Below are 14,374 nucleotides of genomic sequence, written 5' to 3' on the forward strand. Positions count from 1 at the left end.
CGGCGCGCGAGCCGGGTGCGGACGGGTGCGTCGGGAAGGTCCCCACACCTTCCCGGCGCACCCACCGCGGTGCGACGGTATGACCCGCACCCGAGAGCACGACGCACCGCGAACCCCCCAGCACAGAAACAGGTAGGACGAGTGAACACCGAACCCCTGCTGACCGTCTCGCGCTTCAGCGTGGTCTACGACGTCGACCCGCCCGTCGAGGCCGTCAGCGACGTCTCCCTCACGCTGCACCGCGGGGAGATCCTCGGCCTCGCCGGAGAGTCCGGCTGCGGCAAGACGTCGCTCGCGTACGGCATCCAGCGGCTGCTCAAGCCGCCGGCCGTGATCCCCTCGGGCTCGGCGATCTTCCACGACGAGTCGGGCGAGGACGTCGACCTCAACGCGCTCGACGACGACGCGATGCGCCGGTTCCGGTGGGACAAGGCGTCGATGGTGTTCCAGGGGGCGATGAACGCGCTCAACCCGGTCGCCAACGTCGGCAAGCAGCTCGGCGACGTGTTCGAGACGCACCGCCCTCGCATGAGCAAGGCCGAGCGGACCGAGGAGAGCGCCCAGCTCCTCGACCTCGTCGGCGTCGGACGCGACCGGCTGCGCTCCTACCCGCACGAGCTCTCCGGCGGCATGCGCCAGCGCGTCATGATCGCCATGGCCCTGGCGCTCAAGCCCCAGCTCATGATCATGGACGAGCCGACGACGGCGCTCGACGTCCTCGTGCAGCGCGAGATCCTCCAGCAGATCTCCGACCTGCGGAAGCAGTTCGGCTTCTCGGTCATCTTCATCACGCACGACCTCCCGCTGCTCCTCGAGATCTCCGACCGGATCGCGGTCATGCGCCAGGGCCGGATCGTCGAGCTCGACACCGCGTCGAACATCTACCACCACGCCCAGCACGAGTACACGCGCAAGCTCCTCGGCTCGTTCCCGAGCCTCACCGGGGAGCGGGGCGGGTTCGTGCGCGGCCGTTCGGAGCCCGCGGCCACGGCCGCGAGCACGGCCGCGAACAGCGCAGGAGGCCAGGCCTGATGACCACCCTCGAGTTCTCGCACGTCAGCAAGAAGTACAAGGTCCGCGGGTCCGGAGACCTGCTCGCGCTCGACGACGTCAGCTTCACCCTCACCTCCGGGCGCACCATCGCGCTCGTCGGCCAGAGCGGCAGCGGCAAGTCGACGATCGCGAAGATCCTCACGCAGCTCGAGCGCGCCACGTCCGGCGAGATCCTGCTCGACGGCGCCCCCATCCCCCGGCGGGGACGGGCGCTGCGCCGCTACCGGCAGCAGATCCGCATGGTCTTCCAGGACCCGTTCGCGTCGCTCAACCCGTACCACACGATCCGCCACCACCTCGAGCGCCCGCTGCGCCTCGACCACGTGGTCCCGAAGGACGAGGTCGACGCCGAGGTCCACCGCCTCCTCGACCGCGTCCACCTGGACGGCGGGGTCGTGGAGCGCCGCCCGCACGAGCTGTCCGGCGGCCAGCGCCAGCGCGTCGCGATCGCGCGCGCCCTCGCGTCGCGCCCGTCGCTGCTCATCGCCGACGAGCCGGTCTCGATGCTCGACGTGTCGATCCGCCTCGGCGTCCTCAACCTCCTCGCCGAGCTCCAGCGCGAGGCGAACCTCGGGGTCCTCTACATCACGCACGACCTGGCGACCGCGCGCCACTTCAGCGACGAGATCATGGTCCTGCACCACGGCGAGGTCGTGGAGCACGGGCCGGCCGACGACGTGATCCTCGAGCCCCAGCACCCCTACACCCGCGCGCTACGCGATGCCTCGCCCAACCCGGAGGTCCACTTCTCCGGCACCGGCCCCGCATCGTCGAGGAGCTGATCCCGTTGCGATTCTTCGCCCGACGCACCGCCTTCTACCTGTTCACCGCCTGGGCGGCGATCACGATCAACTTCTTCCTGCCCCGCATGATGAAGGGCGACCCGGTCTCCGCGTACCTCGCGAAGAACCAGGGGAAGATCAGCCCCGAGGCCGCCGAGTCGCTGCGCACCCTCTTCGGGCTCGACGACGGCCGGTCGCTCTTCCAGCAGTACATCGACTACTGGGGCCTCATGCTCAGCGGCGACCTCGGTCGCTCGTTCTCCAAGGGGCTCGCCCCCGTGGGCGACGTGATCGCCGCCGCCCTGCCGTGGACGCTCGGGCTCGTCGGCATCGCGACGATCCTCAGCTTCTTCCTCGGCAGCGGCCTCGGCGCGATCATCGGCTGGCGCCGCGGGAGCAAGGCCGACGCGATCGTGCCCATCTCGACGTTCTTCTCGACCGTCCCGTACTTCTGGATGGGCCTCATCGCCATCGCGGTCTTCTCGAGCATGCTCGGCTGGTTCCCGGCGTCCCACGCGTACAGCAAGGGCGCGTCGCCGGAGTGGTCGTGGGAGTTCGTCTGGGACGTGATCCAGCACGGCACGCTGCCCGCCCTGACCATCGTCGTCGCGTCGCTGGGCGGCTGGGTGCTCGGCATGCGGAACATGATGATCACCGTCCTCGACGAGGACTACGTGACGGTGGCCCAGGCCAAGGGCCTCCCGCCCCGCAAGGTGCTCACGCGCTACGCGTCGCGCAACGCGGTGCTGCCGCAGCTGTCGAGCTTCGCCCTGTCCCTCGGCTTCATCGTGGGGGGCACGCTCGTCATGGAGCTCGTCTTCTCCTACCCCGGGGTGGGCAAGCTGCTGCTCGACGCCACCAACGCGAAGGACTACCCGCTGATGCAGGGACTCTTCCTCGTCATCACGCTCTCGGTCCTCGTCGCGAACATCCTGGCGGACGTCGCCTACGCCGCCCTCGACCCGCGCACGCGTCAGACGGAGGCCTGAGCCATGACGTCCACCACCACGACCGCGACGAGCGAGGCCACCGCGCCCGCGACCCCGCCGGCCGCCCCGGGCGGCTCCTCCGGACGCGGCCTCGCGAGCCGTGCCGGGGCGTCTTTCGCGATGTTCCGCAACGGCAAGTCGCTCACCGGCCTGATCATCCTCGGCGTGTTCACGCTCGTCGCGATCTTCGGCGACCTCCTCGCGCCGTACGGCCCGCTCGAGAAGGACTTCACCGCGCTCAAGCAGCCGCCGTCCGCGCAGCACCTGCTCGGCACGACGCACATGGGCGAGGACGTCCTCAGCCAGATCATCTACGGCACGCGGGGCGTGCTGGTCGTCGGCTTCGTCTCCGGCATCATCGCGACGCTCGTCGCGGTGATCATCGGGGTGACCGCCGGGTACATCGCGGGCTGGCGCAGCGAGTCGCTCTCGGCGCTCACGAACGTGTTCCTCGTGCTCCCGGGCCTGCCGCTCATGATCATCGTGGCGTCCCAGCAGGAGAACCCGAGCCTCCTGCTCGTCTCCACGGTCCTCGCGATCACGGGCTGGGCCTGGGGTGCGCGCGTCCTGCGGGCGCAGACCCTGTCGCTCCGGAACCGGGACTTCATCCAGGCGGCGCGGGCGAACGGCGAGCCGATCCACCGGATCATCGCCGTCGAGATGCTGCCGAACCTCACCGCGATCATCGCGTCGAGCTTCGTCGGCACCGTGACCGCCGCGGTCCTCGGCCTGACCACGCTCGCCTTCATCGGGGTCATCCCCATCACGAACCTCAACTGGGGCACGATCCTCTTCTGGGCCCAGCAGAACGGCGCCTTCCCCGACTACTGGTGGTGGTACGTCCCCGCCGGCCTGTGCATCGCGCTGCTCGGCATGGCCCTGTCGCTCATCAACTTCGGCATCGACGAGTACGTGAACCCGCGCCTCCGGTCGGCCGGCGAACGGGCGCGCGCCATGCGCAAGAAGGGCTACAAGGTCTCGAGCGGCATCACGACCGTCGCCGACCGCCCCGACCTGCTCGAGGGCAGCGTCACCCCGCCCCCGCCCGACTCCCCGCACGTCGCCCTGCCGGGCGCACCGGTGCACGGCGACGACATCGGTGCGGTGACGGAGGCCGACCAGGCGACCGGCGGACCGGACGTGATCCCGGTCGGCCGGCCGGAGCGCTCCGCCTAGCGGTCGCCGCACGGACAGGTGAGGGGCCGCACCACGGCCCCTCACCGGCAGACGGTCCCGGCACGGGACGCCGTCCGCGCCACGCCCCTGGCTCGGACGGCGCGCCTCCACCGTGCCGGGACCGTTCGCGTTCCCCGGGTCAGCGCATCTTGCGCCGGTAGATCGCGACGGCCCACGCGTACGCGACCACGAGGATCCCGACGAGCCACGCGAGCGCGACCCAGATGTCGGAGCCGACGGGCTGCCCGCCGAACAGCGCGCGCAGCGTGTCGACGATCGCCGTGACCGGCTGGTTCTCCGCGAACCACGCGACCGGGGCCGGCATGGTGTCCGTGGGGACGAACGCGGAGCTGATGAACGGCAGGAAGATCAGCGGGTAGCTGAACGCCGACGCGCCGTCGACCGTCTTGGCCGAGAGACCGGCGACCACCGCGAGCCACGTCAGGGCGAGCGTGAACAGGACGAGGATGCCCAGCACGGCGAGCCACGCGCCCACCGACGCCCCGGTGCGGAACCCCATGAGGAGCGCGACACCGACGACGATCGTCACCGAGACGAGGTTCGCGACGAGCGAGGTGAGCACGTGCGCCCACAGGACGCTGGACCGTGCGACGGGCATCGACTGGAAGCGCTCGAAGATGCCGCCCTGGAGGTCGAGGAACAGCCGGTACGACGTGTACGCGACGCCCGAGGCGACGGTGATGAGCAGGATGCCGGGCAGCATGTAGTCGATGTACGACCCGGCGCCGGTGTCGATCGCGCCACCGAGGACGTAGACGAACAGCAGCATGAGCGCGATCGGGGTGACGGCGGTCGTGATGATCGTGTCCGGGCTGCGCAGGATGTGGCGCAGCGAGCGGCCGGTCAGGACACGGGTGTCGGCCAGGACGTGCGTGGTCATCGGAGCTCCTCTCCCGCGGGCTGGGTGCCCTCGGCGGTCGTCGGGGTCGTGGGGTCCTCGCCGGTCTCGCCGGTCTCGCCGGTCTCGCCGACGAGGGTGAGGAACACGTCCTCCAGGGACGGCTGCTTCTCGACGTACTCGACCTGCGCGGGCGGCAGGAGCGCCTTGAGCTCGGCCAGGGTGCCGTTCTGGATGATGGTGCCGCGGTGCAGGACCGCGATCCGGTCGGCGAGCTGCTCGGCCTCGTCGAGGTACTGGGTGGTGAGCAGGACGGTCGTGCCGCCCTGCGCGAGCTGGCGCACAGTGGCCCAGACCTCGATGCGGGCCTGGGGGTCCAGGCCGGTCGTGGGCTCGTCGAGGAAGATGACCGGCGGGTCGCCGATCAGGCTCATCGCGATGTCGAGGCGACGGCGCATGCCGCCGGAGTAGGTCCCCGCCCGACGCGAGCCCGCGTCGGTCAGGGAGAAGCGGGCGAGCAGGTCGTCCGCGACCTGGCCGGGGTCCTTCAGGTGGCGCAGGCGGGCGACGAGCACGAGGTTCTCCCGGCCCGTCAGGACCTCGTCGACCGCGGCGAACTGCCCGGTCAGGGAGATCGACTCCCGGACCTGCCCCGGCTGGTCGACGACGTCGTGCCCGTGGACGCTCGCGGTCCCCGCGTCGGGCGCGAGCAGCGTCGACAGGATCCGCACGAGCGTGGTCTTGCCCGCCCCGTTGGACCCCAGCAGCGCGAAGATGCTCCCGGGGGTCACCTCCAGGTCGACCCCGCGCAGCACGCGCAGGTCGCCGAACGACTTCTCGATGCCTCGGACCCGCACCGCGGGCTCGAGGGACTGGTCAACAGACATCTGAGGATCTCCGATTCCTGAGCGTTTCTCGGGTCGTGCGGTTCACGGCCGACGGACGACGACGTCGCCGTAGCCGGTGCTGGCGTGGATCTCCGCCGTGGACTCGTCCTCGACGGGTCCCTCGGTCGGGGTCAGGTGGTTGCGGACGCTCCCGTGCTCCGAGCTCGCGTCGAGGAAGACCGCCGTCCCCTCGGGCACGCCCACCTCGATCGAGCCGTAGGAGGTGGTGAGGTCGACGCTGCCGGACTCCAGGGTGTTGACCCGGATCCCGGCGTGGGCGGACCGGGCGGTGAGCGTCCCGGTGACGAGTCCCACGGCGATGTCGGCGTGCGCGCCGTGCACCTGGAGGGTGCCCGTGACGACGCCGACCGTCGTGGTGCCGTTGGTCGCCTTGACCGTGCCGTCGCCGGCGACCTCGTCGATGCGGACCGACCCGGCGCTGACCCTGACGTTCACGGAGCCGCTCACGCGCCGTGCCGCGACCGAGCCTGCGGAGGCCTTGACGTCGAGGCGGTCGACGTCCTCCAGGCGCGCGTCGCCGGCGGAGAGCGTCATGTCCACGGTGCCGAGCGAGCCCTCGGTGTACAACGAGCCGGTCTTGCCGCTCAGGTCGGAGCCGGTGGGCAGCTCGACCGTGATGTCGGCGGTGCCCGAGGCGAACGGGAGCACGAACTGCTTCCACGAGCCGGGGTAGGTGATGGTCACCGTGCTGCCGTCGCTGTCGACGCGGATCTCCTCCGCGGCGCGCACGCTGCCGGACTTCGCGGGGTCCGTCGGCAGGACCGTCACGACGACGTCGTCGCGGTCGCCGGCGACCACGTGCAGGTTGGCGAAGGGGACGTCCACGACGACCGGGACGGGCTGGGGTGCGGGGAAAGTGGGCATGACGGAGCTCCAACGGTGGTGTCGGTGTGGTGTCAGCGGGTGGTCGGAGGGGCGGGCGAGCGGACCGGAGAGGTCAGCGCACCCAGCCGGTGACGCGGGCGGAGCCGCGCTGCTGCGGACGGGCCTGCGCGGCCGGGCGCCCGGTGGACTGCTCGAGCGCCGCGGCGACCGCGCGCACGAGCCAGGTGTTGACGGAGACGCCGTCGCGGGCGGCGGCGGTCTCGGCCTGCGTCTTGAGGTGGTCGGGCAGGCGCAGGGTCGTGCGGGTCGTGGCGCCGGACTCGACGTCGGCAAGCACGGCGGCGGGCGGCGCGGCGGGCGTCGCCGCGGACGCCGGAGCGACGCCGTACGCCGGCTCACCGGGAGCCGCGGGCGGAGCCGCGAGGGCCGGGGCGGCGACGACGAACTCCGGGGCGCCTCCCCGCAGTCGCACGTCGACCGACCCGGGCGCGAGCTCGGCGGAGATCTCGCCCGCCGCGTCCGAGAGCGCGTCGAGGAGGACGAGCCGCACGGCCGCGTCGAGCGGCGCGGTCAGCCGCTCGGCGAGGCGACGACCGTCGTCCCCGGCGGCGTCCGCGGCGGCGGCGAGGCGGTTCTGGAGGTCGTCGACATACGGGGTGAGGTCCATGACGCCATCATGGCACCACACATGGTGTCACTGCAACCCTTAACGACAACATTTTGACACCACCTGACACCAGGCCGTGATCGACGGCCCCGGAGGGCGCGGTCAGGCGGTCAGGTCGGCGACGACGTCGTACCCGAGCTTGAGGATGAGCGCCCCGACCACGACGACGAACACGACCCGGACGAACGCGCTGCCCTTCGCGACCGCCATGCGCGCCCCGACGTAGGCACCGAGCAGGTTCGCCGCACCCATGAGCAGGCCGAGGCCCCACAGCACCGCGCCGTACGGGACGAAGAAGATCAGCGCCCCCGCGTTCGTCGCGAAGTTCGCGATCTTCGCGAGCGCCGACGCGGGCAGGAACGCGTACCCGAGGATGCTCACGAGCGCGATGACGAAGAACGTGCCCGTGCCCGGGCCCAGCAGGCCGTCGTACGTGCCGATGACGAGACCGATCCCGGCCGCGGCCCAGCGGTGCCCGTTGCCCTCCCAGCGCAGGTTCGTCGTGTGCCCCAGCTTCGGCTTCGCGATGGTGTACGCGGCGACCCCGACGAGCACCACGAGGATGATCGGCTTGAACAGCTCCGCCGGGATGCGCGACGCGAGGGCAGCACCGCCGATGGCGCCGACCAGCGCGGCGAGCGCCATCGGGCCCGCCGTCCGCAGGTCGGGTCCGACCCGCCGGTAGTACGTCGCGGCGCTCACCGAGGTGCCCATGATGCTCGCGAGCTTGTTCGTCGCGAGCGCCTGGACCGGGCTGATGCCGGGCACGAGGAGCAGCGCGGGGAGCTGGACCAGGCCGCCGCCGCCGACGACGGCGTCGATCCACCCCGCCGTCAGGGCGGCGAGGACGAGCAGGAGGACGGTCAGGCCGTCGATCTCGAGCCCGCCGGAGACCGGGAGGGAGAAGGCGGGCAGCACCCCCTAGTGGTACCACGCCGCACCCTTCCCAGGGGTCCCGGGCCTGCCTACGCTGCTGTGATGACCGAGAACCCTGAGGTCGAGCCGACCGGTTCCGTCGTGCGCGAGGACGACGGCCGGTGGATCGTGCTCCGCCGGACCTTCGCCGCACCCGTCGCCGACGTCTGGGCGAGCCTCACCGAGCCGGCGGGGCTCGCGCCCTGGATCGGCACGTGGGACGGGGACCCGACCACGGGGAGCGTCCGCTTCGTCATGACCGCCGAGGGCGCGACGGAGGGCGACGAGTGCCGGGTCCTGCGCTGCGACCCACCGCACCAGCTCGTGGTCGAGACCGCCGTCGGCGAGACGTCGTGGCACCTGGAGATCGACCTGGCCGACGACGGCGGCACCACCGCCCTCGTGTTCCGCCAGGCGCTGGGCCCGGACGAGGACGCCGGGTCGATCGGACCGGGCTGGGAGTACTACCTCGACCGCTTGGCCGCCGCGCGGGCCGGGCGCGACCCGGCGACGGTGGTGTGGGACAGCTACTACCCTGCCCTCGCGGCGCACTACGGGTCGACCGACGCACCGGCCTGATCACGGCGCACGGCCGCGGCGCGCCTCAGGACTGGAGGGCGTCGTACTCCGCCTCGGCCGCGACGTCGTCCTCGACGTCGAGACGCAGGTGCGCGAGCGCGAGCTGGAGCACGCGCAGCGCGCTCGCGGCGCGCTCCCCCCAGAGCGAGACGTAGGAGAACTGCCACCACCACAGGCCCTCGAGCTCGCGGCCGCCGTCGTAGTGCTGGAGGCCCTTCGCGAGGCACTCGGCGACGCACGCGAGGTCGCCCGACAGGGACGCGGCCCCGACCTCGGCGCCCACGAGCGGGTCCGTGATCTCGGCGTAGTCGTCGAACCCGTCGAAGAGCTGGGAGAGCGCGGTCCGCAGCGGGTCCACGTCGGTGTCGCGGCCGGCGTCGGGCTCGAAGCGCTCGACCGGGACGACGTCGCCCATCGCCCCGAGCCGTGCGCCCGCGGCGAGCGCGTCGGACAGCGCGAGCAGCAGGAGGGGCAGCACGGCCCCGGGTGCGGCCCCCGACGCGACCTGCGTCGCCGTCGTGAGGAACGCGCGCGCCTGCGCGGCCATGCCCTCGGCGATCTCCCGCAGGTCGGGGTCGTTCTCGATCTCCCCCATGCTCGTCACCTCTCGTCAGCCGCCGACGAGACGTCGGCCCTCGAACGCCCGGCCGAGCGTCACCTCGTCCGCGTACTCCAAGTCTCCCCCGACCGGCAGCCCGGACGCGAGGCGGGTCACGCGCAGGCCCATCGGGCCCAGCATGCGCGCGAGGTACGTGGCCGTGGCCTCGCCCTCGACGTTGGGGTCGGTCGCGAGGATCACCTCGGTGACCTGCCCGTCGGCGAGCCGGGCCATGAGCTCGGCGATCCGCAGGTCGCCCGGACCGACGTTCTCGATCGGGTTGATGGCGCCGCCGAGCACGTGGTACCGCCCGCGGAACTCGCGCGTGCGCTCGATCGCGACGACGTCCTTGGGCTCCTCCACGACGCAGATCACCTCGGGCGACCGGCGCGGGTCCGCGCAGATGCGGCACTGCTCGGACTCCGCGACGTTGCCGCACGTCTCGCAGAAGCGCACGCGCGCCTTCACCTCGGTGAGCGCGTCGGCGAGCCGGCGCACGTCCGCGGCGTCGGCGGCGAGCAAGTGGAACGCGATGCGCTGCGCACTCTTGGGCCCGACGCCGGGGAGTCGGCCGAGCTCGTCGATCAGGTCCTGGACAGCGCCTTCGTACACGCCCCCCAGCCTACGGGGCGCGGCCCACACGCCGGGCCCGGCCCGCCGCCGTCGTGGCCGGGCCGGGCCCGTGCTCAGGCCGGGGTCACTCCGGGAACTCGGGCGCCACGGTCTGCACGGTCCCGTCCGTGTACGTCACCTCGTACGTGATCGCAGGCTCCGGGCCGCCCCGTCCGCTGGGGCCGCCGACCGTCGCCGGGTCGAAGATCTCGCCCGGCCACCAGGCGACGAAGACGCCGTCCGCGAGAGTGCTCTCGACCGCCGTGCCGTCGGCGAGCCGGAGCGTCACCGCCACGACGTCGGCCCCGGCCCGCCCGTTCGTCATCGACAGCACGGGCCGCTCACGGCTCCAGGGATACGGCCTGCCGCCCGACTGTGACATGGACCCCTCCGTGACGCCGCGGGAAGACGGGACGAGGTCGCCCGCGCTCGCGGTCCCGCCGGACACGTCCTCTGCCTCGTCCGCGCCCGGCGGCAGGTACGCGACGCACGACGACTCCAGGGTCTGCGCGCGTGCGTCGTCGTCGTAGAGGTACATCACCGCCGCCCAGGAGCCGCGGCGTTCCGCGAGCACCACGTCGTCGACCGTCACGCTCCGCTCGGGGCTGATGCGCGCACGGCACGCCTCGTCCAGGACTGTCAGGTCCTGCGCGGAGAGCGGGACGGGCTCGGGGGTCCACGACGCGAGGGCGTGCGGCGCCGGGCCGGCGAACGGGAGCGCGAACGCCGCCGCGGCCACCGCGGCGACGCCCGCCGGGACGCCGACGCGGCGCACGGTGCGGCGCCGTGCCTGCGCGGCCAGGTGCCCGACGGCGCGGTCGCCCGTCGCGCCCGGCTCCTCACCGGCGAGGATGCGGTCGAGGCCCTGCGCCGCGCGCGCGGCCTCGGCGGCGGAGAGGTCGGACGCGGGGGCGCGGTCGAGCCCCCGGAGGGTGGTCAGGTCGTCGTGGGTCATCGGAGCACCTCCTGGGCGGGGACGTCGAGGGATCGAGCGAGCGGGACGGCAGGTCGGCATCCAGGACCGTCCGCGTCCGGCCCCTCGTCCGGGGACAGCAGACGCCGGAGCGCCGCACGTGCGCGGTGCAGGCGCAGCCGGTACGCGACCGCGGAGATGCCGAGGACGCGCCCCGCGTCCGCGGACGTCAGGTCGTCCCAGAGCAGCAGCGACAGCACCTCCTGGTGGTCGGGCGCGAGCCGGTGCCACGCCGTGGCGAGCTCGGACCGCGCCGCCGTCCGCTCGTCCGGGGACGGGAGCAACGGCTCGGGCTGCGCGGCGAGCCGGACACCGAGCGCACCGCGTCGCGTGCTCGCGCGCCGGTCGTTGAGGAGGCAGCCGCGCGCGACCCCGAACAGCCAGGCCCGCTGCGCGTCACGGGCCGGGGGCAGGTCGCGCATCCGCCGCCACGCGACGACGAACGCCTCGTGCACGACGTCCTCGGCGCGGTCCTCGTCGGTGCGCCGGCGCACGAACCGCAGCACGTCGGCGTACGTGTCCTGGTAGAGGTCGCGGAACCGCTCGGCCCGGTCTGCCACGGGAGGTGGGCTCATGCCCTCTTCGTGTCCGGCACCCGGCACCCTGTTTCGGGTGGCGTCAGACCTGGTCCTGGATCTCCTCGATGATCTTGCCGTCGAGCAGGCTCACGACGAGCGCCGTCCCGACGAGGCCCGTCGAGACGATGTCGGGATCGTCCGCGGAGGGGAGGTCGTCCATCGGGTCGATCGTCGACGACGCGTCCCGTCGGGCAGGCGCCTCGGCCGGCCGGGAGACGCGGGCCGTCGTGGCCGCCGCGATCGCCGCGCGCGCCGCGGAGACCCCGCGCAACGGGGTTCCCGACGCGTCCACCGTCGCGACGGGAGCCCCCCCACGGGCAGAAGGCTCCTGACGTGACGGGGTCGCGGGCGTCGCCGGGGCGGGGCGGGTGGACGCGGCCGGTGCCGGGGAGACCGGTGCCGGCGCTGCGGACGTCGTGCGCGCGGGCGTGCTCTCGAGGACGGGCTCCGGCTCGGGGCCGTCGTCGAGGTCGGCCGGCGGCTCGGCGGGCGCCCCCGCGAGCCACGCCTCGTCCGCCGCGTCGATGCGAGGCGCGGGTGCGGGCGCGGCTGCCGAGGCTCCGGCGAGCCAGGCCTCGTCCGCGTCGTCGACGACCGGCACGTCGCCGCCGTCGCCCGCGGGGGCCTCGGTCGCGACGGGTCGCTCCTGCAACGCGACGGCGCCGCGCGGTGCGACCGCTCCCGCCGCGAGCGCGGTCGGGGCCGTGCCCGCGCCCGACGCCACGACACGGCCGGGTGCGCTGACCGACGCCAGGGGAACGTCCTGGCCGCTCTCCCCCGGGCCCGGCTCGGGACGCGACCCGCCCGGGCCAGGAGCCACGGGAGCCGGGGCGGAGGACCCCGGTGCCGGGTCCGCGGGCCCCTGGGCCGGGGCCCGACCGCCACCGCCCGGACCGCCCTCGTCGAGGCGCGGCTCGACCCGCACCTGGAGCCCGAGCGTCTGATAGACGACGTCCTGGACCGCGCTCGTGTGCCGCGCGGAGGAGAAGGTCCGTGCGAGTCCCGGCGACGGGAACGCGAGATAGAGGACGTCCGGGCCCAGCTCCGCCACCTGCGCGTTCGCGCTGACGAGGGACCACGTCACGGGGTTGGCGCGCAAGTTCTCGAGGACCTCCGGCCAGCGCCGCCGCAGCTCCTCGGTCGTGAGCGCCGGGCTCGCGTCGCCGGACGGAGCGCTCGCCGCAGCCTGTGCCGGGCGGTCTGCCGCGGGCTGGGCGGCAGGCGGCGCCTCCTCGCGCGTCGGCGACACCGCGTCGTCCTCCGCCACCGGGCCTGCCTGCGCGACGGTCTGCTCGTCCTGGCCGACCTCCTGGGCCGGGCCGTCCTGCCGGGCCGGGCCGTCCTGCGCGGCGGGTTCGGCCTGCGCGGCGGGTTCGGCCTGCTGGACCGTGGCTGTCGCGGGTGCGGTCGGCACGGGCGCGACAGGCACCGCGGAGTCCTCGCGCGCGGGCTCGGTGACGCTCGACGGGACAGCGCCCTCGCCCGGTGCGGGCGGGGTGGACCGGTTGGGCCGCAGCGCGGCACGGACGGCGGCTGCGCCGGTGAGGCCGGACGCCGGTGCGTCCGCTGCAGGAGCCTGCCCCGCGCCGTCGGGCACGGGCACACCCGGGGCGGGCGCCGTCCCCGACGCCGGTGCGACGGCGGCCGGCGCGACGGCGACCGTGCCCAACCCGCCACGCTCGAGCCGGTCGAGGCGCGCCGCGAACCCGGCCGCTCCGTCGTCGGCGCCGGGCAGGAGCAGGCGTGCCATGAGGAGCTCGAGGTGCAACCGCGGCGAGGTCGCACCCGTCATCTCCGTCAGGGCCGCGTTGACGAGGTCGGCCGCGCGCGAGAGCTCGGCCACGCCGAGGTTCTGCGCCTGGGCGCGCATGCGCGCGAGCTGGTCGGCGGGCTGGTCGCGCAGCACGGCCTGCGCCTCGTCGCCGGAGACGGCGATGACGATGAGGTCGCGCAGGCGCTCGAGCACGTCCTCGACGAAGCGCCGCGGCTCGTGCCCCGTCGCGATGACGTGGTCCACGACCCGGAAGATGCTCGCGCCGTCGCGCGCGGCGAGCGCGTCCACGACGTCGTCGAGCAGCGTCGCGTGCGTGAAGCCCAGGAGCGCGACGGCGCGCTCGTACTCCACGGCGCCGTCCTCCGCGCCCGCGATGAGCTGGTCCATGACCGAGAGCGAGTCGCGTACCGAGCCGCCCCCGGCGCGCGTGACGAGCGGCACGACCCCGCTGCCGATGGTGACGCGCTCGGCGGCGCACAGCTCCTCGAGGTACGGGCCGAGGACGTCCGGCGGCACGAGGCGGAACGGGTAGTGGTGCGTGCGCGAGCGGATGGTGCCGATGACCTTGTCCGGCTCCGTCGTCGCGAAGACGAACTTCACGTGCTCCGGCGGCTCCTCGACGAGCTTGAGCAGGGCGTTGAAGCCCTGCGGCGTCACCATGTGCGCCTCGTCGAGGATGAAGATCTTGTACCGGTCGCGCGCCGGGGCGAACGCGGCGCGCTCGCGCAGCTCGCGCGCGTCGTCGACGCCGTTGTGCGACGCCGCGTCGATCTCGACGACGTCGAGGCTGCCCGGACCCCCGCGCGCGAGCTCGACGCACGACGGGCACTGCCCGCACGGGGTGTCGAGCGGCGTCTCCGGGGTGTTGCGCTCGCAGTTGAGCGTGCGCGCGAGGATGCGCGCGCTCGTCGTCTTGCCGCACCCGCGCGGGCCGGAGAACAGGTAGGCGTGGTTCACCCGGCCGCTGCGCAGCGCCTGCATGAGCGGCGCGGTCACGTGGTCCTGACCGATCACCTCGGCGAAGGTCTCGGGCCGGTAGCGGCGGTACAGGGCGGTGCTCACCCCCGTCACTCTAGACGCCGGGAC

General features: G+C 73.5%; 15 protein-coding genes. 5 read left to right on the forward strand and 10 right to left on the reverse strand.

Going from position 1 to position 14,374, the window contains the following annotated elements; genetic code table 11:
* Positions 1 to 141 precede the first annotated feature (141 nt).
* From ACN9MS_RS17365 to ACN9MS_RS17380, 4 genes are read left to right on the forward strand one after another with little or no spacing between them, the layout of a single operon-like run.
* The gene (locus ACN9MS_RS17365) at positions 142 to 1,032 is read left to right on the forward strand and encodes an ABC transporter ATP-binding protein (protein WP_426309664.1); all 891 of its coding nucleotides are present in this window, start codon (positions 142 to 144) and stop codon (positions 1,030 to 1,032) included.
* Positions 1,032 to 1,835: an ABC transporter ATP-binding protein gene (locus ACN9MS_RS17370; RefSeq protein ID WP_426309665.1), complete on the forward strand. Its 804-nt coding sequence runs from the start codon at positions 1,032 to 1,034 to the stop codon at positions 1,833 to 1,835. Before ACN9MS_RS17365 ends, ACN9MS_RS17370 begins: the two co-directional genes overlap by 1 nt.
* 5 nt (positions 1,836 to 1,840) lie before the next feature.
* Positions 1,841 to 2,824, forward strand: coding sequence for an ABC transporter permease (locus tag ACN9MS_RS17375; RefSeq protein ID WP_378233424.1), 984 nt, complete (start codon positions 1,841 to 1,843; stop codon positions 2,822 to 2,824).
* Between the two features lie 3 nt (positions 2,825 to 2,827).
* Positions 2,828 to 4,000: an ABC transporter permease gene (locus ACN9MS_RS17380; protein WP_426309666.1), complete on the forward strand. Its 1,173-nt coding sequence runs from the start codon at positions 2,828 to 2,830 to the stop codon at positions 3,998 to 4,000.
* A gap of 139 nt (positions 4,001 to 4,139) precedes the next feature.
* Here ACN9MS_RS17380 and ACN9MS_RS17385 read toward each other — a convergent pair whose 3' ends face one another.
* The 5 genes from ACN9MS_RS17385 to ACN9MS_RS17405 form a co-directional block, all read right to left on the reverse strand.
* Positions 4,140 to 4,901 carry an ABC transporter permease gene (locus tag ACN9MS_RS17385; RefSeq protein ID WP_378233421.1) on the reverse strand — a complete coding sequence of 254 codons (762 nt, stop codon included), beginning with the start codon at positions 4,899 to 4,901 and terminating at the stop codon, positions 4,140 to 4,142.
* Entirely contained in the window at positions 4,898 to 5,746 is an 849-nt protein-coding gene (locus tag ACN9MS_RS17390; RefSeq protein WP_426309667.1) for an ABC transporter ATP-binding protein, read from the reverse strand. The genes ACN9MS_RS17385 and ACN9MS_RS17390 overlap by 4 nt, the downstream gene beginning before the upstream one ends.
* Positions 5,747 to 5,788: 42 nt before the next feature.
* Positions 5,789 to 6,631: a DUF4097 family beta strand repeat-containing protein gene (locus ACN9MS_RS17395; RefSeq protein ID WP_426309668.1), complete on the reverse strand. Its 843-nt coding sequence runs from the start codon at positions 6,629 to 6,631 to the stop codon at positions 5,789 to 5,791.
* 73 nt (positions 6,632 to 6,704) lie between these two features.
* Entirely contained in the window at positions 6,705 to 7,259 is a 555-nt protein-coding gene (locus ACN9MS_RS17400; protein ID WP_426309669.1) for a histidine kinase, read from the reverse strand.
* Between the two features lie 102 nt (positions 7,260 to 7,361).
* Entirely contained in the window at positions 7,362 to 8,177 is an 816-nt protein-coding gene (locus ACN9MS_RS17405; RefSeq protein WP_231581763.1) for a TSUP family transporter, read from the reverse strand.
* A gap of 60 nt (positions 8,178 to 8,237) precedes the next feature.
* Here ACN9MS_RS17405 and ACN9MS_RS17410 point away from each other — a divergent pair, with 60 nt between their 5' ends.
* Positions 8,238 to 8,753 (forward strand): SRPBCC family protein, encoded by a 516-nt coding sequence (locus ACN9MS_RS17410; protein WP_426309670.1) that lies wholly within the window; start codon positions 8,238 to 8,240, stop codon positions 8,751 to 8,753.
* A gap of 25 nt (positions 8,754 to 8,778) precedes the next feature.
* On the opposite strand, the gene ACN9MS_RS17415 is transcribed toward ACN9MS_RS17410, so the two are convergent.
* From ACN9MS_RS17415 to ACN9MS_RS17435, 5 genes are all read right to left on the reverse strand, one after another.
* Complete coding sequence (locus ACN9MS_RS17415; protein WP_053371787.1) at positions 8,779 to 9,348, reverse strand: DUF5063 domain-containing protein; 570 nt, start codon at positions 9,346 to 9,348, stop codon at positions 8,779 to 8,781.
* A 15-nt stretch (positions 9,349 to 9,363) separates the two neighbouring features.
* Positions 9,364 to 9,963, reverse strand: a complete 600-nt coding sequence (gene recR, locus ACN9MS_RS17420) for a recombination mediator RecR (protein ID WP_024841680.1) — start codon at positions 9,961 to 9,963, stop codon at positions 9,364 to 9,366.
* Positions 9,964 to 10,048: 85 nt separating this feature from the next.
* Positions 10,049 to 10,918 carry a hypothetical protein gene (locus tag ACN9MS_RS17425; protein ID WP_426309671.1) on the reverse strand — a complete coding sequence of 290 codons (870 nt, stop codon included), beginning with the start codon at positions 10,916 to 10,918 and terminating at the stop codon, positions 10,049 to 10,051.
* Positions 10,915 to 11,511, reverse strand: a complete 597-nt coding sequence (locus tag ACN9MS_RS17430; RefSeq protein WP_426309672.1) for an RNA polymerase sigma factor — start codon at positions 11,509 to 11,511, stop codon at positions 10,915 to 10,917. The genes ACN9MS_RS17425 and ACN9MS_RS17430 overlap by 4 nt, the downstream gene beginning before the upstream one ends.
* 43 nt (positions 11,512 to 11,554) lie before the next feature.
* Positions 11,555 to 14,350 carry a DNA polymerase III subunit gamma and tau gene (locus ACN9MS_RS17435; RefSeq protein WP_426309673.1) on the reverse strand — a complete coding sequence of 932 codons (2,796 nt, stop codon included), beginning with the start codon at positions 14,348 to 14,350 and terminating at the stop codon, positions 11,555 to 11,557.
* Between the last annotated feature and the right edge of the window lie 24 nt (positions 14,351 to 14,374).

It is taken from the genome of Cellulosimicrobium sp. E-16 (genome assembly GCF_049913115.1).
In the GTDB taxonomy this organism is placed as follows: Bacteria; Actinomycetota; Actinomycetes; order Actinomycetales; family Cellulomonadaceae; genus Cellulosimicrobium.